Origin of the sequence: Sporosarcina sp. FSL K6-1522 (assembly GCF_038622445.1) — a bacterium.
Taxonomy (GTDB): Bacteria; Bacillota; Bacilli; order Bacillales_A; family Planococcaceae; genus Sporosarcina.
The window spans coordinates 867501-893903 of sequence record NZ_CP152019.1; the positions used below are offsets into that span (position 1 = coordinate 867501).

Here is a 26403-nt window from a genome sequence, read left to right on the forward strand (position 1 = left end):
CTTGCACGCAGGAGGTCAGCGGTTCGATCCCGCTAGGCTCCACCAACTTACTCCATAGGGAGTATTTTTGTTCTTTGAAAACTGGATAAAACGACATTGAAAGTAACAAATCAAGAATCAACCGAGTAGATTACAGTTGTAATTTACTTATGCAATACTTTTTAACGATTACAGGAGCATATCGCTATGCAATTGTAGTCACCCGAGGATTTCGAGAAGCAAGCAGTGCTAGGAAGTAAGTGAGTGAACACCGGAGCGTGCTACAGCACGTGAGGATGTGAACGAGCGAAGCTGACAACGCAATGCGCCGCTTATCGGAAGCCGTATAAAGGTTAAGTTAGAAAGGGCGCACGGCGGATGCCTTGGCACTAGGAGCCTAAGAAGGACGGCACTAACACCGATATGCTCCGGGGAGCTGTAAGTAAGCTTTGATCCGGAGATTTCCGAATGGGGAAACCCACTGCCCATAATGGGGTAGTACGTTTACGTGAATACATAGCGTAAACGAGGCAGACCCGGAGAACTGAAACATCTAAGTATCCGGAGGAAGAGAAAGAAACATCGATTCCCTGAGTAGCGGCGAGCGAAACGGGAAGAGCCCAAACCAGGAAGCTTGCTTCCTGGGGTTGTAGGACACTCTACACGGAGTTACAAAGGAATGGATTAGGCGAAGCGACCTGGAAAGGTCCGCCGTAGCGGGTAAAAGCCCCGTAGTCGAAAGTCCATTCTCTCCAGAGTGTATCCTGAGTACGGCGGAACACGTGAAATTCCGTCGGAATCCGGGAGGACCATCTCCCAAGGCTAAATACTCCCTAGTGACCGATAGTGAACCAGTACCGTGAGGGAAAGGTGAAAAGCACCCCGGAAGGGGAGTGAAATAGATCCTGAAACCGTGTGCCTACAAGTTGTCAGAGCCCGTTAATGGGTGATGGCGTGCCTTTTGTAGAATGAACCGGCGAGTTACGATTCCATGCAAGGTTAAGCAGTGAATGCGGAGCCGCAGCGAAAGCGAGTCTGAATAGGGCGAATGAGTATGGGGTCGTAGACCCGAAACCAGGTGATCTACCCATGTCCAGGGTGAAGGTAAGGTAACACTTACTGGAGGCCCGAACCCACGTATGTTGAAAAATGCGGGGATGAGGTGTGGGTAGCGGTGAAATTCCAATCGAACCTGGAGATAGCTGGTTCTCTCCGAAATAGCTTTAGGGCTAGCCTCAAACGTTAAGAATCTCGGAGGTAGAGCACTGTTTGGACTAGGGGCCCATCCCGGGTTACCGAATTCAGACAAACTCCGAATGCCGATGATTTATGTTTGGGAGTCAGACTGCGGGTGATAAGATCCGTAGTCGAGAGGGAAACAGCCCAGACCACCAGTTAAGGTCCCCAAGTATTCGTTAAGTGGAAAAGGATGTGGCGTTGCCCAGACAACCAGGATGTTGGCTCAGAAGCAGCCATCATTTAAAGAGTGCGTAATAGCTCACTGGTCGAGTGGCGCTGCGCCGAAAATGTACCGGGGCTAAACGAATCACCGAAACTGTGGATTGACACCTTAGGTGTCAGTGGTAGGAGAGCGTTCCAAGGGCGTTGAAGCTAGACCGTAAGGACTGGTGGAGCGCTTGGAAGTGAGAATGCCGGTATGAGTAGCGAAAGAAGGGTGAGAATCCCTTCCACCGAATGCCCAAGGTTTCCTGAGGAAGGCTCGTCCGCTCAGGGTTAGTCGGGACCTAAGTCGAGGCCGAAAGGCGTAGACGATGGATAACAGGTTGATATTCCTGTACCACCTCCCCGCCGTTTGAGTAATGGGGGGACGCAGTAGGATAGGGTGAGCGCGCTGTTGGTTATGCGCGTCTAAGCAGTGAGGTGTGGAACGAGGCAAATCCCGTTCCTATAACATTGAGCTGTGATGGCGAGGAGAATTGTCTCCGGAGTCCCTGATTTCACACTGCCAAGAAAAGCCTCTAACGAGGCGGGAGGTGCCCGTACCGCAAACCGACACAGGTAGGCGAGGAGAGAATCCTAAGGTGATCGAGAGAACTCTCGTTAAGGAACTCGGCAAAATGACCCCGTAACTTCGGGAGAAGGGGTGCTCTGGTAGGGTGTTAAAGCCCGAGAGAGCCGCAGTGAATAGGCCCAGGCGACTGTTTAGCAAAAACACAGGTCTCTGCAAAACCGCAAGGTGAAGTATAGGGGCTGACGCCTGCCCGGTGCTGGAAGGTTAAGAGGAGAGGTCAGCGCAAGCGAAGCTTTGAATTGAAGCCCCAGTAAACGGCGGCCGTAACTATAACGGTCCTAAGGTAGCGAAATTCCTTGTCGGGTAAGTTCCGACCCGCACGAAAGGCGTAACGATCTGGGCACTGTCTCAACGAGAGACTCGGTGAAATTATAATACCTGTGAAGATGCAGGTTACCCGCGACAGGACGGAAAGACCCCGTGGAGCTTTACTGTAACCTGATATTGAATTCCGATGCATCCTGTACAGGATAGGTAGGAGCCTTAGAGCCCGGAGCGCCAGCTTCGGAGGAGGCGTTGGTGGGATACTACCCTGGATGTATTGGACTTCTAACCCATGCCCCTTATCGGGGCAGGAGACAGTGTCAGGCGGACAGTTTGACTGGGGCGGTCGCCTCCTAAAGAGTAACGGAGGCGCCCAAAGGTTCCCTCAGAATGGTTGGACATCATTCGTAGAGTGCAAAGGCATAAGGGAGCTTGACTGCGAGACCTACAAGTCGAGCAGGGTCGAAAGACGGGCTTAGTGATCCGGTGGTTCCGCATGGAAGGGCCATCGCTCAACGGATAAAAGCTACCCCGGGGATAACAGGCTTATCTCCCCCAAGAGTCCACATCGACGGGGAGGTTTGGCACCTCGATGTCGGCTCATCGCATCCTGGGGCTGTAGTCGGTCCCAAGGGTTGGGCTGTTCGCCCATTAAAGCGGTACGCGAGCTGGGTTCAGAACGTCGTGAGACAGTTCGGTCCCTATCCGTCGCGGGCGCAGGAAATTTGAGAGGAGCTGTCCTTAGTACGAGAGGACCGGGATGGACACACCGCTGGTGTACCAGTTGTCTTGCCAAAGGCATCGCTGGGTAGCTATGTGTGGACGGGATAAATGCTGAAAGCATCTAAGCATGAAGCCCCCCTCGAGATGAGATTTCCCATTACGCAAGTAAGTAAGATCCCTCAAAGAAGATGAGGTTGATAGGTCTGGGGTGGAAGCGCGGCGACGTGTGGAGCTGACGGATACTAATCGATCGAGGACTTAACCTTATTTAAAAAGTGCACGGTTGGCTCGATTTGTGCAACACAATGTTGGTTTTATTCAGTTTTGAGTGAACAAGCTCAAAATAGTCTGGTGACGAAGGCGAAGAGGTCACACCCGTTCCCATCCCGAACACGGAAGTTAAGCTCTTCAGCGCCGATGGTAGTTGGGGGTTCCCCCCTGTGAGAGTAGGACGTCGCCGGGCACATGGTCATTACCAATAGGTAATGGCTTTTTTTGTGCTTTGAATTATTAAAAAGGATGTTTGAGCTCGATGAGGTAATATAATTTCTAATTCAGCTTATGGTTATCCGAGTGCTTTGTTCAGAATAGGGTATATTGAAAGAGAAAGGATGAACAAATGACACTTTTTAAAAACATCGTGATTCGTTTTTTCCATGAACGTTTCTTTGATCAGGCTGCACAGACTGCATATTATCTTTTAGTATCCATGTTTCCATTTTTTCTTTTTATCCTATCATTGCTCAGCTTATTTCCGGTTAATGAGCAAATGCTGTTAACGTTTCTTAGACCTTTTACGCCAAGTGATACATTTATAATTATAGAAAGCAACGTTCGAATGGTTCTATATCAAAGGCATGGTAAAGTGTTATATGGGAGTTTGATTGTGGCATTTTGGATTTCTTCGATGGCTGTTCAGTCACTTGCACGTTCGTTAGATTTAGCGAATGGTCATGTGCGGCGTTATGCATTTTGGAAAGTGCTGATACGTGATCTAGGTGTCACGCTACTATTCATGTTAGTTCTTCCGTTATCCTTGTTCTTACCGATTATTGAAAAGGCTTTATATCGGGTTGTGACGTATTATGATGTAATTGAGGAGTGGCAAGGATGGTTCTATGTGTGGCCAAATGTAAAATGGGGGCTAGGCACGTTATTTTTGTTTCTATTTTTTCTACTCTTTTATAAAGTCGTACCAACAGGTAAAATGACTTTTAAGCATGCACTACCAGGAGCATTTTTTTCAGCAATTGGTTGGCAATTGGTTTCGCTTGTGTTTGGGGATTATGTTTCAAATGTTGATTATACACGGTTATATGGGCAATTGTCGGGGATTATTCTGCTTGTTCTTTGGTTTTATTTATCTGCTGTTATTATTTTGTTGTCGGGGTTGTTGAACGCAGAGTGGCGTAGGTTGTTTGGTTAGTGAAAGGGGAGGTAGTAGATGATGAGAATTCTTGTTGTGGATGATGATCCAAACATTTTAGAGCTTGTGAGTATTCAATTGTCACAGGCTGGATATACCGTTTTGAAGGCGTCTGACGGGTTTGAGGCACTTGAGTTGTTGGAGGAAAAGGGATTGCCTGATTTGGCAGTGGTTGATGTGATGATGCCGCGAATGGATGGTTATAAACTGACGAAGAAGCTGAGGGCGGAGGCCGGTATACCAGTGCTGTTGCTGACGGCTAAAGGGGAATTAGAGGATAAGGAAAAGGGTTTCCTTGCGGGTTCTGATGATTATGTCGTTAAACCATTTGAACCGAAGGAATTACTGTTTCGAATCAATGCGATTTTGCGTAGGTATGATAAGGCGGTTGATGTATTTATTCGGGCAGGATCGATGCATATCAATCGCCAAAGCTATGAGGTTTCTGTTGGCAAGAAAGTATTGCTGTTGCCATTGAAAGAATTTGAGTTACTATCCGTTTTAGCGTCGCGACCGAATCATGTGTTTGCGCGTGAACTTCTTCTTGAGCGCGTATGGGGCTATGATTATGAAGGAGATGAACAGACGTTGAATGTTCATATTAAACGGCTTCGGGACAAGCTCGGGAAGCTTGCAGAAGATGTGCGAATTGCAACGGTACGAGGAGTGGGCTATAAGTTAGAGGTGTTCTCGTGAAGTCGCTTTATGGGAAGATTATCGTCATAACGGCGGCGATTATGGTCATTAGTGGGCTTGTTGCCTTTCTTACGGTTAATACATATTATCATCAGCAGCTGAAGGGGCAGAACGATGAAAAGAATATGACGATTGCGAGGAGCGTTGCATCGTTCATTGAATCGAATGAGGGGTTTGACCTTATTGCCTATTTGCAGACACAATCTGCGGTCGGTTATAAGCTGTATGTTGTGAATGAACAGGGAGAGGAAGCTTTTTATGGGGAGCCTTTCAGGGAGAAGAATTTGTCTTGGAAAGTTGTTGAGCAGGTGCTGAATGGTGAAGTCTATCATGGGATGAGGGATCTTCCGAGTGAAACGTTTGTGACAGGTTTTTTCTCGAATGAATCAGCCAATACAGTAGGTGTTCCGTTTACCTATGAAGGTGAAACTTATGCGTTGTTCTTGCGCCCTGATATCAAGATGTTGTTTACAGAGGTACATTATATTCTCGGTGGCATGGTACTTGTAATGGCCGTGATTAGTTTATTGTCGATGCTTATGGTAGCGAAGAAGCTGATTGATCCGATTACGAAATTGACGCTTGCGACGCAAAAGGTTGGAGAGGAGCAGTTTTCGGGTACACTAGATATTAACAGCAAGGATGAGATTGGGCAACTGGCGAATAGTTTTCAACGTATGACGGAAAAGTTGGGTGAAAATGATCGGATACGCAAGGAGTTTATTAGCGATGTGTCACATGATTTTCAGTCGCCTTTACTCAATATAAAAGGTTATGCGGAATTGCTATTAGATGAGGAGCTGTCTGAGGAGACGCGGAAAGGCTATGCGAACGTTATTCAGTCTGAAACAGAGCGCTTGTCTTCGTTGACAAAACAGCTTTTGCTGTTAACATCGCTCGATCAGTTATCTTCTCCACTCGTGAAGAAGACCTTCAATCTAGGAGAACAATTGAAAGAAACGATTCGAAAATATCGTTGGTTATTGGAAGAGAAAGAGATGTCGTTGTCGATGGATCTCGATGAGGTCCATTTCGTTGGCGATCCTGCATTCCTTGAAAAAGTATGGGAGAATCTTGTGTTGAATGCGTTGAAATATACAGAGGCTGGTGGGTCTATTGACATCGAGTTAACAGAGCAAGCGCATCAGGTGACTGTCAGGGTTGGCGATAGCGGTATAGGGATGGATGAGATTGCACTTGGGCGGATTTTCGATCGTTTTTATCGTGCAGATGATTCAAGAACGCAAGAGACAGGTGGAACGGGACTTGGCTTGTCGATTGTGCAGCAAGTTGTAAAATTGCATGGCGGAACGATTGACGTTGCGAGTCAAAAAGGAGAAGGCACGACGTTTACAGTGGCGTTGCCAAAGTTGTAATATCTTGTTCATCTTCTGTTCATGTTAGATGTTTATAATAGGGATATAAGATGAACGAATGAGGAGGAATTCAGCATGCAAGAAAAATGGAGTTTACGTCTAATTCGTGTTGCGGCGATATTTGGTTTAATCGGAACGGTGTTAGGGTCACATATGGCGGGGGCAGGTTCCTATGCATTCCGTCCGATTCACGCACATATTCTATTGGTTGGTTGGCTGTCCTTATTTGCTTGGGGTGTCTTTTACCGAATTTATAAAGTGCGTGCGAAGAAGCTTGTGGCATTTCATGGCTGGACGGGTATTATTGGGGCAGTCGGTTTGACAACAGGTATGTGGCTCCAGTTTATGAAACCGTTTAATATCAATGAAACATTTGCACTGATTTTCTACATCGTTGGTGGAACGATTTTACTAGTGAGCTTTGTGTTGTTTGTGCTTGTGACATTTATGATAGAGAAAGATAGTAAGCAATAATGGTATGATAAAAAGTCACTTCCGAGAGCATGTCGGGAGTGACTTTTTTTGTAATGAGCATGTAGTTATTGTTCGTTTTGGAAAAACTGTCGGATCAGTCTGGATGCCTTTGATTGGCTGATGCCGAGATCATTGGCGACACCTCTTGAAGAACCATGTTTTTGATAAGATCTTCTAATTAATGTCTTTGTGACTTCATTTATAGCATCGTCGAGTGAGTTTGGGTGAGTCAGCTCTGGCCGGCCCTTTACATTTTCGACAATGACTTGTGGAAGGTCACTGACTTCAATGACGGCATCACTCGTAATAACTAGCCGTTCGATTAAATTTTCGAGCTGACGAACATTGCCAGGCCATGAATAGTAGAAAAGGATGTTCAGGCATTCTTCAGTGAACATTTTGCTGACATTGTATTTGTCATTAAATCGATTTAAGAAACTGTAGGTGAGCGGGATGATATCTTCCCTACGCTCGGATAAGGGAGGCATATGGATATCAATGACGTTCAATCGATAAAACAAATCTTCTCGGAACGTTTTTTGCTCAACCATTTTCAGTAGATCACGATTCGTTGCAGTAATAATTCGGATATCGACAGTTTTACGTGTATTGCTACCAAGCGGGATGAATTGTTTGTCTTGAATGACTTGTAATACTTTCGCTTGTAAAGGCAATGCAAGTTCTCCGATTTCGTCTAGAAAAATGGTCCCGTTATCAGCAGCCTCAAATAGCCCCGTTTTCCCTCCTTTAGTAGCCCCCGTAAATGCGCCACTTGTGTAGCCAAATAGCTCAGATTCCAAGAGTTCTTCAGGGATGGCAGCGCAGTTAACATTCAAAAAAGGTCCATCTTTTCGTTTGCTAATCGAGTGGAGATAATGGGCAATTACGCCCTTACCAGTGCCTGACTCGCCATGGATGAGAATCGTCGAGTCTGTTGGTGCTACTTTTTCACAAAAAGTTAAAATCTTTTTGACCTTTTCGTTGTTTGTGATTGGCTTTTTTAGAAGTTCTTGATACACAGGGTCATTGCTTTGTGTTTCCTTTTGGGTTACCAGCCGATTAAAATCTTGTATTTCAGTCGCTGTTATTACGATAAACTCAATTTCTTTTACTTCATTGAGTATAGGAATTGCTCTTGTTAATAATTCAGCACCGATATAGGTTTGTTGCTGAAGAGAGACGGGTTCTTTTTTTTCTAAGACCGCTGGAATAACCGATGGGCCCCAGTACCCTTTATTGAAAAGTTCATCGTTAAACTTCCCTAAAATCTCCTCTTTTTTTAATCCATAATGCTTTTCGCAATTTTTATTGACATAAACAATCCGTGTTTCGCTATCTAATACGTAAATTTCATCAGAAGAATAGTCTAAAATCTTCAAAATAGATTCCAGTGTCAAATCAATATTCTTAAAAGCTCTATTTTTGTCCATCTATCTACGCCCCTTCAACGATGATTAGTGAGTCAAATTTGAACTATCAGACTTATAGGGTGAGTCAAATACAAATCGAGTATAGCAGTTATTGTCGAAAGTCGATACATAAATTTGAATGTAAGAGATTTCAAGATAGGCAAAACCCTTATTTTTAAAAATGGATGGACATATGTCAGCTCAGCTATACGGCGGAAATCGCTGTGTTGTTGGGGGATTCTTGTTCATTGTTTTTGTATGATCAAATTTGTTTTCCCTAACTTGGCACGCGTCTTGCATTTATACAAAGTAATGTGAAAACACAGAACAATATTCAGAGATGCTTTCTGAAAGAGCTTCTGTTAAATGGAGGTAAAAGTATGGATAAAACAGCTGAAGTGTTTGATATCACAATTGTTGGAGGTGGGCCAGTAGGATTATTCACAGCTTTTTATGCTGGTATGCGCCAGGCATCGGTAAAAATTATTGAAAGTTTACCACAGTTAGGCGGTCAGTTGGCCGCACTTTATCCTGAAAAGCATATATACGATATTGCTGGGTTTCCGAAGATTGGAGCGCAGGAAATCGTTGATAATTTAATAGAGCAAATGAATCAGTTTGAACCAACTGTTTGTTTAGGAGAATCCGTGGAGATCGTTGAAAAGGGAGAAGATGGTGTCTTCAAGCTAACGACAAATGAGGGAATCCATTATACAAAAACGATTATCGTCACTGCAGGGAATGGAGCGTTCCAGCCTAAGAAAATGAACATTCCTGGTGAAGAACAGTTCCAGCAGAAAAATCTGCACTACTTCGTTCAAAACGTCAAAGCGTTTGAAGGAAAAAAAGTAGTGTTGTTTGGAGGCGGAGATTCTGCGGTTGACTGGGCATTGATGTTAGAGCCAATTGCAGAAAAGGTCACGCTGGTGCATAGGAGAGATAAATTTCGCGCACATGAGCATAGTGTGGAGTTGCTTCATCAGTCTAGTGTGGAAATTTTAACGCCTTATATCCCAGTGGAACTCGTAGGGGAGGAGCAGATTGACAAGGTTATCATCCAAGAGAGTAAGACGGGCGAAACAATCGAACTTGAGGTAGATGATGTACTCGTCAACTATGGCTTTAGCTCTTCACTAGGGCCGATTAAAAATTGGGAACTGGAAATCGAGAAAAATTCGATTGTTGTCAATTCGAGAATGGAAACGAATATAGAAGGCATTTATGCAGTTGGGGATATTTGTACGTATGACGGCAAGGTGAAGCTAATTGCCACAGGCTTTGGAGAAGCACCAATTGCTGTCAGCAATGCAAAAGTGTACGTAGATCCAACGGCCAAACTACAGCCACTTCATAGCACGAGTGTAATGGGCGAAAAAGAAGAAACGCCGAAAAAAGAAGCAGTGGCAATCGGATAATCCGTAAGAAAAGGAGGAACGACTATGGCTCATTTTACAATGGTCGATCAAAGCACATGTATCGCCTGTGGTCTTTGTGCGGAATTAGCATCGGAACTATTTGACTATACGGAAGATGGAATTTCCTTTGCGATTCTGGATGATAATGCAGGTGTGACAGAAGTACCTGAGGATTTAATAGAAGACTTGGAAGATGCATTTGAGAGCTGTCCAACCGATTCCATCAAGATGGCAGAGGCACCTTTTACGTGCCAGGAAACAGCAGCTAGCTAATAGATAAATACTAAAAAAGAATTTAACAATAAAGGAGAATGGAAAATGGCTTATAATAAAGTAGAGAACGTAGCAAGCAGAACATTTGAAAGAACGTTAACATATGACAACTACACGGATCCAAAGGTATTGGAGAAAGAAAAGGAACATATTTTCTCGAAATCATGGCAGCTTGTTGGGCATGTGAGTCAAGTAGAAAAAGCAGGTGCTTTCTTTACGGCAGATGTAGCAGATGAGCCAATCATCATCATCAGAGGTACGGATGAAGTGCTTCGTGCATTTTATAATGTCTGTCCGCACCGTGCAACGAAACTGGAGCGTAGTGAAGAAGGTAAAAAGAAAATCTTACAGTGTATGTATCACGGCTGGACATTTAAAACAGATGGCAAGTTAAACAAAGCGCCAAACTTCCGTGGAGAGGAAGCGGCTTGTGTGCAAGATGCGTGTCTACGATCTGTTCGAATGGAAGTCATGGAATCCTTGATTTTCGTTAACTTGGATGACAATGCGACATCTCTAAGTGAGACGTACGGAGATTTCTTTGACAGACTGAGCAAGTTTCCATTCATCAGTGAGCTAAAAAGAACGCATAGAAAGTCTCGCGTTATCAAAGCGAACTGGAAAGCGTATATAGACAACTATTTGGAATGTGACCATTGCCATATTGCACACCCAAGTTTTGTTGATACACTAAGCATGGATGATTACCAAATTATCACATGCGACAACTATTCATTCCAAGGTTCAATTGTTAAGCCAGATAAACAATACGGGGAAGTTGATTTGAACGACGCAGAAATGCAAGGCGGCTCATTCTTCTGGCTATGGCCGAACCTCATGCTAACGGTTTACCCAGGACCGGGGAATATGGCATCAATTGAAATGATTCCAATCGATCACGAGACAACAATGGCGGTTTACACGTATTACTTCCGTGAAGATAATTTGGATGCGTTGAGCCAAGACGAAAAAGACCTAATGACATTTGCGGAACAAGTACGAGCAGAAGATATCGAGCTTGTAGAGCTTGAGCAAATTGGTTTCCGTTCACGTGCATTCAACAAAGGTCGTTACGCTTCAACAGAACAAGCAATCGTACAATTTCATGACATGGTATTGGAGGCCCTCGATGAATAATTTACTAACTACGATGAAAAAATATTTACTCATTAATGGGGAACAAGTAGAGACGGCGAGCTATGCTCCGCTCTACTCCCCATACTCACAAGAGCGAATTGCAGACATTGCAATGGCGGATAAAGCATTAACGATTCAAGCGATTGACGCGGCTCATGAAGCACGCCAGATTATTGGCAATATGCCAGCTCACAAGCGTGCAGAAATTCTAGAAAATGTGGTCACTTTGTTAAAAGAAAAAGCTGATGAAGCAGCAGAAATTATTGCACTTGAAGCAGCGAAACCTCTTGTGTTCGCAAAAGCGGAAGTGGCAAGAACGATTGAAACGTATAAATTTGCGGCGGAAGAAGCGAAGCGCATTCATGGTGAAATGATTCCATTCGATGCAGCTGCAGGCGGAGTTGGACGAATTGGCTATACATTGAGAGAGCCAATCGGTGTTATTGGTGCGATTACACCATTCAACTTCCCATTAAACCTTGTTGCGCATAAAGTAGGTCCTGCCATTGCAGCGGGTAATACGATTGTCTTAAAACCAGCTTCACAAACACCACTGTCTGCACTTTTCATAGCAGAGCTATTTGCGGAAGCAGGTCTTCCAGCAGGCGTATTAAATGTCGTGACAGGTCCGGGCGGTGTCGTTGGAGAGGCGATTGTAGAAGATGACCGCGTGAGTATGATTACATTCACGGGAAGTCCAAGTGTTGGAATTGGCATTAACAACAAAGCTGGGTTGAAAAAAACAACGCTAGAATTGGGATCAAATTCAGCGTTAATCATTGATAAAGACGTAGAGATTGATGAAATTATCGATCGCTGTACAATGGGTGCCTTTTCAAACCAGGGGCAAGTTTGTATTTCCTTGCAACGAGTTTATGTGCATGAAGAGCGTTATGAGGAGTTTATCACGAAATTCGTCCAAGCAACGAAGCAGTTGAAATTGGGCAATCCACTAGATCCAGAAACATATGTCTCTTCTTTGATTACAAAAGGTGAATTGGAACGTGCGGTTAGTTGGATTGAAGAAACGAAGCAAAGTAATGCGGAAATCTTAACAGGTGGGCAAGTACAGGATAATGTCCTTGAACCGACGATTATTGCGAATGCAGATGCGACATTGAAGGTTTCGTGCCAAGAAGTGTTTGCACCGATTGTTGTTGTCAACCAAGTGAAATCAGTTGAGGAAGCGATCGAGCAAGTCAATAATTCCCGTTTTGGTCTGCAAGCAGGTATCTATACAAATAATGTGAAAACGGCTTTGCATGCATCTAAAAGTCTGCATGTGGGTGGCGTGATCATTAACGATGTTCCAACATTCCGAGTTGACCAAATGCCATATGGCGGCGTAAAAGAGAGTGGAACGGGTCGCGAAGGCATTAAGTACGCAGTGGAAGAAATGACGGAAATGAAGTTAGTGGTCTGGAATCAGGCGTAAAGGAGTCTACTATGAAAACATATAAAATTGCTGTCATCGCCGGCGACGGGATTGGTCCTGAAGTGATTGGCGAAGGGATTAAAGTATTAAATAAGATTGCTGCGTTAGATGGTGGTTTTCAGTTTGATTTCACGCACTTTCCATGGGGCTGTGAATACTATACGAAGCACGGCAGAATGATGGCGGAAGATGGGATTGAACAGCTCAAAGCGTTTGACGCCATTTACTTGGGAGCTGTTGGATTCCCAGGCGTTCCTGATCACATCTCTTTATGGGACCTATTGCTAATCATCCGTAAAGAGTTCGATCAATACGTCAATATTCGTCCGATCAAGCTATTAGAAGGCGCGCATTGTCCGTTAGCAGACGTCAAACGTGAGGACATTGATATGCTGTTTATCCGTGAAAATACGGAGGGCGAATACTCAGGTGCAGGTGATTGGTTATTCAAAGGTCAAGAGAATGAAGTCGTTTTGCAAAATGGCGTCTTTTCTCGTAAAGGAACTGAGCGAATCATCCGCTATGCATTTGAAACGGCGCGAAAACAAGGGCGTAGCTTAACGAGCATTAGTAAAGCGAATGCGCTAAATTATTCAATGGTCTTCTGGGATCAGGTATTTGAAGAAGTAAGTGCAGATTACCCAGATGTCAAGATAGCATCTTATCTTGTAGATGCGGCGGCAATGCTAATGATCACAGATCCGAAACGGTTTGAAGTTGTGGTCACCTCCAACTTGTTTGGTGACATTTTAACAGATGTAGGTGCAGCGTTAGCCGGAGGAATCGGGCTTGCGGCAGGAGCGAATGTGAATCCTGAAAGAACGTTCCCGTCGATGTTTGAGCCTGTTCATGGCTCGGCACCTGATATTGCAGGTCAAGGAATTGGGAATCCGCTTGCATCGATTTGGTCTGCTAGTCAGCTACTTGATCATTTCGGCTATGAACAACATGGTAGAGTGGTCATAGATGCAATTGAACAACTACTAGTGGAAGATCAAACACTGACACCCGACATGAGAGGGACGGCTTCCACATCTGAAGTAGGTGATCGCCTAGTCGATCTGATAGCAAACTTACTGCCTACGCATGTATGAGCAAGGTCTGTCGGTGTTATGGAGATAACACCGATAGGCTTTTTTTAGAAGATCAGAAGGTAGTTTGCACTTTTCTTGAAAATATCCTCGAATATTCCAACTTTGGTTTTTGGAATATTCGAGGATATGTCAAGGGGGTAGAATTTAAATTGGGGGGAGTCCATGAGGACCAATACGATTGATAAACAGATTTTAACGATAGCATTGACTTTGGTAGCGTTATTGATTGTTCCAATACTGATTAATCCGGAAAAGGGAACTGCCTTTTTAAAAACGGTGTTGAATGCAGTCACTACGAACTTCGGATCGCTCTATTTATGGGCATGTATCGGTATATTCGGTTTTTTAATTTGGTTAGCTTTTAGTAAGTATGGGAAAGTAAAGCTAGGTGAAGGAAAACCTGAATTCTCCACGTTTAGTTGGCTTGCGCTCATTTTTACTGCTGGGATTGGTTCAGGTATTATGTATTGGGGAATTATTGAGTGGGGTTACTACTATACAAGCCCTCCTTACGGTTTAGAGCCGTTAAGTGTAGAGGCTGCTAGTTTCGCACCCGCTTATGGTATGTTCCATTGGGGCTTCTCGGCTTGGGCGATTTACTGTTTGCCCTCCATTCCAATTGCATATGCAGTGTACATAAAAAAACAGAAAAACTTCCGACTGAGTACAGCGTGCCGCGGTATTATTGGAGACAAGGCGGACGGAGCACTTGGAAAAGTAATTGATGTTTGTTTTATGTTTGGATTGATTGGTGGAATCGGTACTTCATTAGCACTTGGAACACCATTATTGGCTGAAGGAATCCATTCAATGTTCGGTGTGGAGAAAACGCTTACATTGAATTTGGGTATTATGATTGCACTGACGATTTTCTTTTCGATTTGCCTATACTTTGGATTGAAAAAAGGATTGAAGCTTCTTAGTGACTGGAATCTGTACCTTTATTTGATTATTGCGGTGTTCATCTTTATATTTGGACCAACTGTATTTATTATCTCTAGTTTCTCAGATAGTGTAGGGGTATTGTTACAGAACTTTTTCAGAATGAGCCTTTATACGGATCCTGTTGGACAGTCAGGATTTAGTGAATCATGGACATTGTTCTACTGGGGTTGGTGGTTCTCTTACGCACCTTTCACAGGCATGTTTGCTGCACGTATTTCAAAAGGTAGAACGATTAAAGAGCTTATTGTAGGCCAATTAATCGGTGGAACGCTAGGCTGTTGGTTGGCATTTGCAATCTTCGGGAATACAAGCATGTTCTTCGAAATAACGGGCGTTGTCCCAGTGCTCGATATTTTGCAAAATGAAGGCGCACCTGCGGCGATTCTTGCCTCTTTACAAGCACTTCCACTAGGTGGCGTTGTGATGGTTCTCTTCTTGCTCGTTGCAGCTATTTTTCTTGCGACAACGGTGAACTCTGCAGCATACACATTATCAGATGTTGCCTCTATTAATTTGAAAGAGGGAGAAGAACCGGCTCGCTGGTACCGCGTATTTTGGGGAATTGTTTTGACAAGTATCTCTATCGTGCTGATGTATGGTGATGGTTTGGAAGCACTTCAAACATTATCAATCATTACTGCCCTGCCATTAGTCTTCATCATGTTTTTGATGATTGCTTCTTTCGTCAAATGGATTCGAGCAGATTATGATTCAATCTTGCTTGAGCAACAACAAGTTGCATCGGTAAAGGAAGTGAAGGAGAAAGTGCCTAAAGGTATCTCGAAAAAACAGAAAAGTGTGGATAGTCCAACGCTTACACCTGATGCAAGATTAGATATTAAATAAATGAAATTGAAAAAGTCACTTCCTGATTGAAACATAGGAAGTGACTTTTCATTTATTCCTCTTCTACAGCCATTTCATCCTCTTTACTTGGCTTCGCACGATACACCATAAATGCTAAGATCACGGCTACAATCGATATGGCAAATGCGATGAAATAGACCATTTCAACGCCCGCTACCATCGCTTCGACAATTGTTGCGGGATCATTTGGTGTAGCGGATTGTTCTAAAAATTTAAGTTGTCGAGCGTTCATAATACTAATAAACACAGATACACCAATCGCACCAGCAACAGGTTGTAAGGTCGACATAACCGCAGTTCCATGCGGGTACAGTCGTTTAGGCAACTGATTTAAACCATTTGTCTCAGCAGGCATCATGATGGCCGAAACAGCTAACATTAATAAAATATAGCCAAGAATGACAATCCATAAAGCAGTGTCAGCTGTCAATCTGCTCATCATAAACATCGTTCCGCTTAACACAAGGGATGCTGGAATCATCAAGACTCTAGGACCGAACTTGTCAAAAAGATGCCCCATGAATGGTGACATAATCCCATTCAGAATACTCCCTGGTAAGAGTACCAGACCCGCTGTAGCTGCACTCAACGCCAAAGGACCTTGCATATAAATCGGTAAAATAATCTCTGAAGCGAACATCGCCATAATAATGATTAAAAACATCAAAACGGCATGTGTAAACATCGGGTATTTGAATACCCGTAAATCCATGACAGGTTCATCAAGCTTTAATTGTCTAATGACGAATAACACAATCCCGAGAATTCCAGCAACAATCGTAATTAAAACAGTCGTATCCAAAAATCCATCTGGACTTGATCCTGAAGAACTAAAACCATAAACGATAGATCCAAAACCAATTGTAGAGAAAATAATGGAGAGTACATCAATCTTTGGCTTCGTTACTTCGGAAACGTTAATCAAATATTTGTAAGCAAATAAAATGGAGAATATCGCAAATGGAATAACAAGAATAAACAAGTAGCGCCATCCTAAGTATTCAACAATGACACCAGAAAGCGTTGGCCCAATCGCAGGTGCAAACATAATGACGAGCCCTACTAAGCCCATGATTTTCCCACGTTTGTGAGGAGGATAGATAAGTAGAAACACATTGAAGATGATTGGCATTAATAATCCTGTTCCGACCGCTTGGGTCAATCGCCCAATTAATAAAACTGCGAATGTTGGTGCACTCGCACTAATTATAGTTCCAATGGTGAACACAATCATCGTCGTTAAAAATAATTGTCGAGTCGTATACCATTGGAGTAACAAGGCGGATATCGGGATAACAATCGCCATTACAAGCATGAATCCTGTTGCCATCCACTGCACAGTTGTTAACGAAATGGAGAACTCATCCATTAAGGTGACGAGTGCAATATTCAATAGCGTTTCGTTTAATATCGCAAAAAATGCTCCAATAATAAGTGAGAGCATAATCGGCAAAACCTTGGCATTCGGGTTCTCCGACAAATACTCATATTTCTTTGGTTCTTGATGGTCTTTCATAATACAAAAACTCCTTCTGTTTATAGCATTTTCTAATCATACACTAAAAATGGAGAAACTAAAAAGGAGAGGGCATTGCCTCTCCTTAATTCTTATTTCTCTATAAAATCCAAGTTAATCTTGCCATTGACAAGCGCCAGCCGTGCATCGAATTTCTGTCCATTATTTGCGGTAAAGCCTTTAATGACATTTGTTTTTCCTTTTGTGCAGAGTAACTTAACCTGACTAGGTGTAAGCTTTTTCTTTAAAAAGATACCGGGGAATGTTTGCTTGCAGCCACTCTTATAAGCACTGCAGCCGTAGAAATCTTTGCGCGCGATAATCGTGCCTCCTTTACATGCAGGGCATGGGGCAACTTCCACCGCTTTATAGGATGTTCGTCGAGTAGTTGCCTTGCCAACTACATTGGCGGCGAGTTTGGCATCGATTGGCTTGGCGTTTAATTGGCTCGGTACTTCTTCCAATAGGCTATGGATGAACTTGGCGATGCTGCCGAGAAAACGCTCCTGCGTTCCTTCGCCATTGCCGATTTTACGTAAATACGCTTCCCATTTGGCAGTCATTGATGGGCTTGCGAGCAAGTTTCCTTCAATGGCTTGACTGAGAATACGCCCTTTATCGGTAATGGATACGATGTTTTTTGTTACATTAATATAGCCATGGCGTTTGATCGTTTCGATGATGCCGCTTCGCGTTGCTTCTGTACCGAGTCCTTCGACTTCTTTTAGGATTTCCGTTTCTTCTTTATCCCCAACGAGCTTCCCACAAGTTTTCATCATAGCGATGAGCTGACCTTCCGTATATGGTTTAGGCGGCATCGTTTTGCCTTCTTTAATGCCAATGTCACTATCAACGGGTTCATGTAGCATGAGTGGGGGCAATGAAGGCTCGTCCTTGTCTTGTTCTTTGGCAGATGAACGAACGAATAACGCTTTCCATCCTTTATCTCGTTCAGTCTTACCAACTGTGAAGAAGGGGAGTCCATTGACGTCCGTCGTTACTTTCGTTTCCGTATACAGATAGTCGGTATGGAACATGGCGAGTGTCGTGCGAACGACCTCCTCGTATAAGTTACGCTCAATATTCGACAACCTGCCAAGCACCGCTTGTGACGGGATTTTTTTCGTCGGAATGATAGCATAGTGTTCCTGAACCTTCGAACTGTCGACATAACGCTTTTTCGGTGCGAGTGACTCGACAGGGAAGGGATGATTGATGAGCTGTTGGTATTCACTGACCTGATCTGCTAGATAGGTGAATTCACTTGGCGTAATATGGCGAGAATCCGTCCGTGGATACGTGACAATCTTCTTTTCATATAACCCTTGCATGATTTTCAAGACATCTGCAGGACTCGTTTTCCATAAACGGTTCGCTGTCGCTTGTAGCGTTGATAGGGAATGCAACTGTGGCGGCGGTGTACGTTTATCGATTTTTTCTACAGAGGTAATCGTCCCAGGTGATTTCGGATGGATATTATGCTTCGCCAGCAGCTCCCGAATATTTTCCCGCTTCGGTTCCTTGGCCTTCGCTTTTCCTTTATATGTTCCATTAGCAGCCGTAAAAGTCCCTTCAATTTCAAAAAACGGTTCAGAAACAAATGTCTCAATTTCTCTTTGACGTTGATAAATTAAGTAAACTGTTGGCGATTGAACGCGTCCAATCGAAAAGACATCTTTAACGCCACGTTCCTTCAGAAGCAGTGAATAAAGTCGAGAGCCGTTCATCCCCACAATCCAATCGCTAATCTGGCGGGCTTTCGCTTCCTCATACATTAGTAAATCTTTGCGGTTATCATGCAGATTCGAAAAACCCTTGCGTACTTCATCGACTTCAAGCGAATTGATCCACAGTCGTTTGATCGTTTGTCCTCTCGCACCTGTTTGGTTGTAAATACTATAGAAGATATTCGATCCTTCGCGATCCACGTCACAGGCATTAATGACGACGTCTGCAGCAAGTATGAACTTCTTCACAGCCTGAAACTGCGCATACTTTCCCTTGGCAACTTGAAATTCGTAGCGCTCCGGTAAAATCGGTAAACTATTAAGCGTCCAGCGCGTCCACTTTTTGTCATACGCTTTCGGTTCTTTTAACTCCACAAGATGGCCGATGCCCCATGTGATGATGGCGCCATGTGGAAACAGCTGGCTTTGCGCTAACTCAATATGTGTTTTTTGTCGGCTTTTCACGGTAAAAGCTTCAGCGTAGGCTTTGGCTTGGGATGGTTTTTCAGCAAGTATTACTGGTTTCATGACCACACCTCATTTCTTTTGAGATGAAACAGTAGTTCTTATAGTTGAATTATCGCATATACGGAGGTGGTTTCCAAATGCATAGTTAGGGGAAGGTGTTCTAGAGTTTATATTGAAAAATAAATATTCCTATCTCGTTTCTTACAGCGGTTTTCTAATTCGAGTTACTTGGGGAGGAAAGTACAGAGAATAATAAATAAAGCCGATGGGGTAGGGAATATGTATTTTATGAATAAATGTGGTGAACTGTTTTTCATGGTACCAGTCACCTAGCTGAGTTGATTATGAAATTGACTCAAAGGACATAAACTTATATAGTGGATAATAAATTCCATATAGGGGCGGATTTCTATGGCTAAAACTGATAATTTACTAGCAATTCTGTGGATGCTTAGTTCAGGTGAAAAGATTACTGCAAAACAAATTTCGGAAAGGTTAGAGATGAATATAAGGACTGTGTATCGTTATATTGATACACTTTCAATAAGTGGTGTACCTATAATTTCAGACGCAGGACATAACGGTGGATACACTTTGTTGAACAATTGTATTGAAGCTCCTCTTTTTTTTGATTTTGAGGAGAAAACCTCGCTATTTCACGCTGCTATTTTTGCAGAAGAAGCCGGGTATTATGGAGGTGAAGCACTAAATAAGGCTATTTCAAAGCTAAGAAAACATTCGAATCAAGAGCAGGAAACAAAGATAACTCAACATTTAACCAGTCTTGAAGTAATAAGTCGATTAAGTTCCCTCGATATGGAACCTTTTTTGAATGAGTTGGAGCAGGCTGTAGCAGACGGATACTCTGTAAAAATTCTATACCATAAAAGTGGCGAAGAGCAATCAAAGTATAGATTGGTGGATCTGTACAGAATTATCTATTGGAATAATAAGTGGTATGTGATTGGATTTTGTCATCTTAGGAATGATATCCGTAGTTTTAGGGTAGATCGAATTGAAAGTCTAACGCTAACCGAAAATAAGTTTAACCGGCCAGAAAATTTTTCAGCACGTGACTTTTTTATGAAAAACCTTGTTCCAACTATGGAAGATAAGGAAGGGATTATTTCTTTAGTGATTAGTGGAGATAAAAGGGCATTGGGTGATATTTGCCAACATTGGTTTTTAGAACATTATTTACAAGAACGGACTTCAAATCAAGCAGTTTTTCTTCTTGAAAAAGATGTGATACATACATATGTACCTTATTTACTTTTACCGTACAATAAATCTATTAAAGTTATTGAGCCAATCAGTCTTAAGAAGAGGCTGGTTGAAGTTTTGTCGGATTTAATAGAATTTCATCAAATTTGATAACTTCCCTGACGCTAGGTGTCAGGGAAGTTATGTTATATTTGGCTATATTAAATGTGATTGGAGTGTTATTGGATGCAAACAAAAAAAGTTTTTCTTTATGTATTTAATACAATGTCGGACTGGGAATATGGATATTTAATTGCTGAACTAAACTCAGGAAGATATTTCAAAAAAGATTTAGCACCTTTAAAAGTAATTACAGTAGGAGCTAATAAAGAAATCATTACTACAATGGGAGGACTGAGCATAAAACCAGATATTTCCCTTGATGAGTGTATTCTTGAGGGCACAGATCTTATAATTTTACCTGGAGGGAATACTTGGGGAGAAGTTATTCATCAACCTATTTTGAGAAAAATTGGCGAGGCTTTAAAGCTTGGCACAATTGTTGCTGCAATTTGTGGTGCAACTGAGGGACTAGCGAATGTTGGATATCTCGATTCTAGAAAGCATACAAGCAATGACTTGGAGTATATTAAAATGGTCTGTCCTAATTATAAGGGAGAAAAATTTTATGAGATGGAACCTGCAGTGTCTGGTGAGAATTTGATTACTGCATCAGGAGTAGCACCTCTGGAATTTGCAATGGAAGTAATGAAGAAATTAGATGTATTTGAACCAGATACATTGCATTCATGGTATAATCTAAATAAGACTCATAAACCTGAATACTTCTTCCAGTTAATGAATTCAATAAGTAGATGAACTAAAAAATCAACTTAGCAGTTTGATATTAGTTTAAATAGTTACCATGCTTTAGACGATGTCAAAGCATGGTTTTTGTATATAACTTAAAATAAAGACCTTAAAAAGCAGTATAAATGCAACTTGATCTCTCGTTCTTTTTACCTGTTGTCATAAAATAAATGATTTAATTATGACAACTCTGAAGACATGTAGTCAAAGTAAAGAGGTTGCTGTCATAATATTTTCTCCACTTTACTATTGATATTTACTGTTAATCCTGTTAACTTTGCAAGTTCTCATACTTGTTGGTTTGTAATAAAGTTTGATTAAAATGATGCTAAATACCTTGATAAACGAACAAAAAGATAGAACGTGTTTTGAAAAAAAGATTAATTAAAACACGTTCTTTATACTTTCAGTTGAATTAATTTTTTATAAAAAAGTTTGATCATTACTGTGAGTTTTCTTCATTAAAGCTCCCGTTGAACAAGGGGGCTCAAGTTCCTTATAAAACATGTTCCTTAGTAGGAGATATTCTCATGCATTTTTTACAATTCCTAGAACAAATCCATCATATCCTTTGCTCCCTACCGTTTGAATAGCTGTCGAATCAATACGCGATTCTTCAGATAATAAATCGATAAATTGACGAACACCCTGCACACTTAAATCGTCGCAATCATCAATGATATGTCCATTGCGAACCACATTATCCCCAATGATAACTGTTCCTGGTCTGGAAAGTTCTAATGCCCATTTCAAATATTGAGGGTTGTTTGGTTTATCAGCATCAATAAAGATGAAATCAAAGTTAGAAAATCCTTTTTCTTTAAGGGTCGGCAATGTTTCGAGTGCTGGTCCTACAATTACTTCAATTTTCTTTTCTAATCCCGCCTTTCTTACGTTTTCTTTAGCCACTTTTGCATGCTTGTCATCAAATTCAAGTGTGATTAGGTGCCCATCATCTGGTAATGCACGTCCAAGCCAAACACTACTATAGCCGCCAAGAGTCCCAATTTCTAAAATATTTTTTGCTTCTTTAAGCTTTGCAAGTAAATAAAGGAATTTACCTTGATTTGGAGCGACATCAATAGCAGGCAAACCCGCCTCTGAATTTGTTTTCAAGATCAGATCCATAATAGGATCTGACGTGTGAAGTTTAGCGCTAAAATAAAGATCTACATCATTCCATCTCTCAGATATATTCATATTTTTCTCCTCGATAATCAATATTTTTTACTTAACAATAAGCGTGTTTCATTCCCAAAAACTTTACTTATTTTTAGAATTGTACAAAATAATTTATTCTAGGCTTCCATATTAGAAGTTAATATCACTTGTTTTTTTCGATCACGCTTCATGATAGCCATTCGAGTAAAGACCATTCCAAGAAAAGCGAATAAAACATACAGAATCCCCATTCCGATTCCATTCAAAATTTCCCCTGCCATAATTCCGAGAACACCAAATATTTTCCCAATCTGAAAAACAAATCCATTAAAAGCCATGTAAACCCCTCGGCGAGAGTCGTCCACAATTTCAGCAAGTAAGGATTGCCTTGTAGGCACGTACATCAATTCACCGATTGAAAGCACAGCAACAGCAGCAAACAGAATAGCTGGATTATTTGAGAAAGCTAGGACCGAGTAGCCTAACCCGAATAATAAAAATCCTGAATACATTATTGCTTGTTCAGACTTGGTTTTTAGCCATTTTGTAAAGAGGGTAGTAAATAATACAATTATCAAGGTATTTTCCACCGTTAATAAACTTAATAGCTTTACTCCATTCAATGTGATATTCGTCCCCCCCAATAACGGGATGACTCGTGTGTGAATTTCGTCTTCCAATCTTATTGCGATGAAATTGTTACGTTGGAATTCGATCGAAAGGATGGCAATACCTCCTAGTGTAAACAGCACAAAGGGCATATCGCGAATGACGGATTGATAGCTTTGGATAATCGGTTTCAGCCCAAATGATTTCTCTACTTCCTTGGCAGGTGCAGCGATATAAGTTTCTTGGATTAACGCCTTTGTCATCCATAATGTCACAAAAGAAATGAGCATTAATGAAATTAACAGCTCAAAAAAGTGTGTTTCGAAAAACCAACCGCCAATAATTAAACCGAGCATAATGGATAGATTCACAGCCCAATAATTAATGGAATACATCAATGCTCTGTTTTCTTTTGTGCTGACATCAATCAACATTGCTTCAGCTGCAGGATTAATGAAGCCAGAAGAGATACTCATGGCCAACAGCATTAAAAATGTAATCCATGCAGAAGTGAACAACGGTGAGTTGGCTAAAATCATGCCCGCAAATGCCAGCACTTTCATCCATTCCCCGATAACCATCATTTTTTTTCTGCCCATTGAATCGGCTAAGTAACCTCCGTATAAGCCTGCGATAAATTGAACGATCACTTGAATCAGTAGAAGGATCCCTGCATAGACAACATTCAATTCCTTAGCGAAATAAATGGCCATAAACGGAAAGACCATTGAACCAACAACCCGGCTCAAAAAAGATGTATAGATTCTTATTTTAATATTACGATGTAGATCTTTGAACAAAATTTCCACCTCCACATTCATTATCCTTTGTTCAAAAGCGGAAAAAAAGGGTATAATGTGATCACATTTGTCCCCTTTTACCATCCGAAAAAAATATAGAATATTTGCTTTGCAATAGATGCCAGGAGAATGTATATGAAGAATCATAACTATTTTCAAATGAGGACTTTTTTATATCCAAGAGAAGAACAGCTGACTGCTGAATTTAAACTTAACGAGTTGGGGAGTTTGTGGTTTTGTACACAAAAAAGCGTTAAACGTAGGCTTAAACAATTTGCGGAGGAAGGGAAACTGATCTATACTCCCGGCAAAGGGAGGGGGAATCCATCATGCATTATGTTTCACCGCCCTTTCCAGCAAGAAATAGAGGATGCCGTTCGGCACCTTGTACAATGCGATCAATTAGAAGATGTTATTTTATTATTGCAACTTCCTATTCCGAGAACGTGGATAGCCAATGTCTCGAAAGAAGTTCAAAGTCTATTTGGCATTCATTCATCCGAACAACCAAGGGATGTGTTACGAACTGCCCTGACTAGGGAATTAACGACTCTTGATCCATTATATGCCTCCATTACCCTTGAGACATTTATCATTCATCAACTCGGGGATACACTCATAACCTATGATCAAGAACATGATTTACTGAAGCCCCATCTAGCACACTACTGGGAAAGTAGCAATGATGGGAGAATTTGGACCTTTTACTTAAGAAAAGGAGTCCGCTTCCATAATCAGCAAGTATTGACGAGTGAGGATGTAAGCTATACGTTCAAACGATTTCGGACAAGTTCATCATCCCATTTTTGGCTTGTGGAGGATATCGAACAAATAGAATGTCTTTCTCCCTTCACTATTCGTTTCAAGCTAGGCAGACCAAATGCATTGTTCCCAAGATTTCTTAGTTCTCATAACCTTGTCATCTTGCCAAAAAATGAACCATTTGACGAAAATAAATGGATCGGAACAGGTCCTTTTCAGATTAAGAAACGGACTGATACCTTACTAATTCTCCAAGCATTTGACAATTACTTTCTTACTAGATCATTATTAGATGAAATTGAAATGTATCGTGTACCAATTGAAACAACCCATTCAACCATGTATGAAGTAGATCATCATAACGAAATAAATACAGTCTACCAACATAAACAAGATATTGAAGTAGGTTTTCGCTTTTTAGCGTTCAATTTTAATCGCAATACTATTGTTCATCAGGCATCGTTTCGGAAAGCAATTTATCATCTCATGGATATAAAGAAACTATGGGCTGATTTAGGACGGAGTAATCTACAAGTAGCATCCAGTTACTTTTTTTGGAAGTCTAAACACCAACAAAAAGATTTTCATCGTGTTAAATTATTACTAGAAGAAGCAGGATATCAAGGAGAATTGATTCACGTCTATACGTTAGAAAGACAAAACTCCATCGAAGAAGGTGAGTGGTTCAAACAAGAAGCGAGCAAAGTCGGGCTGCGATTAGAGATTAAAACCTACACATTGACGGAATACTATGACCCTTCGCTTGAAGAAGCAGATTTATTATTCATGGGTGAGGTTGCTTCAACGGATCATCACTTATCTTTTTTGGGTGCCTTTTTAAACAAGGCTCTAATCTTTAATCGCTTCTTATCGGAGACTTACTTGGAAAATTTAAATGTATATTTTGAAAAAATAAAGCAAGCAACAGACTGGAAGACCAGGGAAGCTTGGATCGACGAGGCTGAACGTTTTATTCACCAAGAGACATTGTTTTTATATTTATATCATCCTATTAAAAATCGAACTTTCCATCCAATGATTAAGGATATTCAATTTGAATCGTTTGGCTATGTAGATTTTAGGAAGCTTTGGATTAAGTAATGGCTGTACATACAGAAGAAATTGACATGAGACTGATGAGTTCCTCCCCTACATGCCTTGCTTTGCACAGATACTGCCGCGAACTGTTGGTTTGGAATAAAGTTTGAACAAAAAGTTCCTGCTTAGATTGAATTAGCTGCAAACGTAAAGAACCCATTTTGAACAAATATTAATCAAAATGGGTTCCTTCTATACTAATCCTTAGCAAACCAATTACTTTATCACTTAAAACTGGTTCCTTTCTTCTTATTGGTAACTTCACTATAAATCATTACGTTGCGTAAGGGTCAAATCTAAAAGTAACTTTTTTTATTGTAACTAAAAAATTAATATCTTTTTATGAAAAATGAGCGCCGAAGGATCTTTTTCCAACTAGCTTTTTTTGCTGAAGCGGACTTTTCATGTTCGACTATTTTTATTAAAAAGTCTAACGTAAATATGGTCTACTTTTCTTGCCTGATAAAGGATTCAACGCTTTTCTATTAAACTTGAACGTTGATTGACCTTAATCATCCACATAATAGGATAACTGTTTTCATAACAACACCTCTTTGGTTTCGATAATAGAAACGCTAGTTCTGCTATTATCGCATAAATGAGGGAGGTTTTCTAATGAGATCTGATAATAGGGGAAGTAAGCT

The 26403-nt window shown here is 41.6% G+C and carries 18 protein-coding genes, 1 tRNA gene and 2 rRNA genes (1 of these 21 cut by a window edge); 16 read left to right on the plus strand and 5 right to left on the minus strand.

What is annotated here, in order from left to right:
* From MKY34_RS04190 to MKY34_RS04220, 7 genes are all read left to right on the plus strand, one after another.
* Nucleotides 1-45, plus strand: a tRNA-Ala gene (locus tag MKY34_RS04190) (it extends 31 nt beyond the left edge of the window).
* 285 nt (nucleotides 46-330) lie between these two features.
* Nucleotides 331-3264: ribosomal RNA gene (locus MKY34_RS04195) — 23S ribosomal RNA — on the plus strand.
* An 81-nt stretch (nucleotides 3265-3345) separates the two neighbouring features.
* A 5S ribosomal RNA gene (gene rrf, locus MKY34_RS04200) occupies nucleotides 3346-3461 on the plus strand.
* 156 nt (nucleotides 3462-3617) lie between these two features.
* On the plus strand, nucleotides 3618-4424 hold the full coding sequence (locus MKY34_RS04205) for a YihY/virulence factor BrkB family protein (protein WP_342513974.1): 807 nt from the start codon (nucleotides 3618-3620) through the stop codon (nucleotides 4422-4424).
* A gap of 21 nt (nucleotides 4425-4445) precedes the next feature.
* Nucleotides 4446-5120, plus strand: a complete 675-nt coding sequence (locus tag MKY34_RS04210) for a response regulator transcription factor (protein WP_342515187.1) — start codon at nucleotides 4446-4448, stop codon at nucleotides 5118-5120.
* Nucleotides 5117-6496 carry a HAMP domain-containing sensor histidine kinase gene (locus MKY34_RS04215; protein ID WP_342513975.1) on the plus strand — a complete coding sequence of 460 codons (1380 nt, stop codon included), beginning with the start codon at nucleotides 5117-5119 and terminating at the stop codon, nucleotides 6494-6496. The genes MKY34_RS04210 and MKY34_RS04215 overlap by 4 nt, the downstream gene beginning before the upstream one ends.
* Nucleotides 6497-6571: 75 nt before the next feature.
* Nucleotides 6572-6970, plus strand: coding sequence for a hypothetical protein (locus tag MKY34_RS04220; protein ID WP_342513976.1), 399 nt, complete (start codon nucleotides 6572-6574; stop codon nucleotides 6968-6970).
* A gap of 65 nt (nucleotides 6971-7035) precedes the next feature.
* Here the strand turns inward: MKY34_RS04220 and MKY34_RS04225 are convergent, their stop codons facing one another.
* On the minus strand, nucleotides 7036-8400 hold the full coding sequence (locus MKY34_RS04225) for a sigma 54-interacting transcriptional regulator (RefSeq protein ID WP_342513977.1): 1365 nt from the start codon (nucleotides 8398-8400) through the stop codon (nucleotides 7036-7038).
* A 359-nt stretch (nucleotides 8401-8759) separates the two neighbouring features.
* Between MKY34_RS04225 and MKY34_RS04230 the strand changes: the two genes are divergently transcribed.
* The 6 genes from MKY34_RS04230 to MKY34_RS04255 all read left to right on the plus strand — a co-directional run bounded on the left by MKY34_RS04230 (nucleotide 8760) and on the right by MKY34_RS04255 (nucleotide 15524).
* On the plus strand, nucleotides 8760-9794 hold the full coding sequence (locus MKY34_RS04230; protein ID WP_342513978.1) for an NAD(P)/FAD-dependent oxidoreductase: 1035 nt from the start codon (nucleotides 8760-8762) through the stop codon (nucleotides 9792-9794).
* Nucleotides 9795-9818: 24 nt separating this feature from the next.
* Entirely contained in the window at nucleotides 9819-10067 is a 249-nt protein-coding gene (locus tag MKY34_RS04235; RefSeq protein ID WP_342513979.1) for a ferredoxin, read from the plus strand.
* Between the two features lie 45 nt (nucleotides 10068-10112).
* Complete coding sequence (locus MKY34_RS04240) at nucleotides 10113-11204, plus strand: aromatic ring-hydroxylating dioxygenase subunit alpha (protein WP_342513980.1); 1092 nt, start codon at nucleotides 10113-10115, stop codon at nucleotides 11202-11204.
* Nucleotides 11197-12639, plus strand: coding sequence for an aldehyde dehydrogenase family protein (locus MKY34_RS04245; protein WP_342513981.1), 1443 nt, complete (start codon nucleotides 11197-11199; stop codon nucleotides 12637-12639). Before MKY34_RS04240 ends, MKY34_RS04245 begins: the two co-directional genes overlap by 8 nt.
* An 11-nt stretch (nucleotides 12640-12650) precedes the next feature.
* Nucleotides 12651-13733 carry a tartrate dehydrogenase gene (locus MKY34_RS04250; RefSeq protein WP_342513982.1) on the plus strand — a complete coding sequence of 361 codons (1083 nt, stop codon included), beginning with the start codon at nucleotides 12651-12653 and terminating at the stop codon, nucleotides 13731-13733.
* Between the two features lie 162 nt (nucleotides 13734-13895).
* Complete coding sequence (locus MKY34_RS04255; protein ID WP_342513983.1) at nucleotides 13896-15524, plus strand: BCCT family transporter; 1629 nt, start codon at nucleotides 13896-13898, stop codon at nucleotides 15522-15524.
* Nucleotides 15525-15576: 52 nt separating this feature from the next.
* Here MKY34_RS04255 and MKY34_RS04260 read toward each other — a convergent pair whose 3' ends face one another.
* Together MKY34_RS04260 and topB are read right to left on the minus strand one after the other, a co-directional pair.
* A complete protein-coding gene (locus tag MKY34_RS04260; RefSeq protein WP_342513984.1) occupies nucleotides 15577-17061 on the minus strand; it encodes an MDR family MFS transporter in 1485 nt (494 codons plus the stop codon).
* A 92-nt stretch (nucleotides 17062-17153) separates the two neighbouring features.
* The gene (gene topB / locus MKY34_RS04265; RefSeq protein WP_342513985.1) at nucleotides 17154-19316 is read right to left on the minus strand and encodes a DNA topoisomerase III; all 2163 of its coding nucleotides are present in this window, start codon (nucleotides 19314-19316) and stop codon (nucleotides 17154-17156) included.
* 351 nt (nucleotides 19317-19667) lie between these two features.
* Here topB and MKY34_RS04270 point away from each other — a divergent pair, with 351 nt between their 5' ends.
* Nucleotides 19668-20630 carry a YafY family protein gene (locus MKY34_RS04270; protein ID WP_342513986.1) on the plus strand — a complete coding sequence of 321 codons (963 nt, stop codon included), beginning with the start codon at nucleotides 19668-19670 and terminating at the stop codon, nucleotides 20628-20630.
* A 75-nt stretch (nucleotides 20631-20705) separates the two neighbouring features.
* Nucleotides 20706-21338 carry a type 1 glutamine amidotransferase family protein gene (locus MKY34_RS04275; protein ID WP_342513987.1) on the plus strand — a complete coding sequence of 211 codons (633 nt, stop codon included), beginning with the start codon at nucleotides 20706-20708 and terminating at the stop codon, nucleotides 21336-21338.
* Between the two features lie 519 nt (nucleotides 21339-21857).
* On the opposite strand, the gene MKY34_RS04280 is transcribed toward MKY34_RS04275, so the two are convergent.
* Nucleotides 21858-22529, minus strand: coding sequence for an O-methyltransferase (locus tag MKY34_RS04280; RefSeq protein WP_342513988.1), 672 nt, complete (start codon nucleotides 22527-22529; stop codon nucleotides 21858-21860).
* Between the two features lie 98 nt (nucleotides 22530-22627).
* Nucleotides 22628-23899, minus strand: coding sequence for an MFS transporter (locus MKY34_RS04285; RefSeq protein ID WP_342513989.1), 1272 nt, complete (start codon nucleotides 23897-23899; stop codon nucleotides 22628-22630).
* A gap of 135 nt (nucleotides 23900-24034) precedes the next feature.
* Here MKY34_RS04285 and MKY34_RS04290 point away from each other — a divergent pair, with 135 nt between their 5' ends.
* Nucleotides 24035-25762: an ABC transporter substrate-binding protein gene (locus MKY34_RS04290; RefSeq protein ID WP_342513990.1), complete on the plus strand. Its 1728-nt coding sequence runs from the start codon at nucleotides 24035-24037 to the stop codon at nucleotides 25760-25762.
* Nucleotides 25763-26403: the final 641 nt, after the last annotated feature.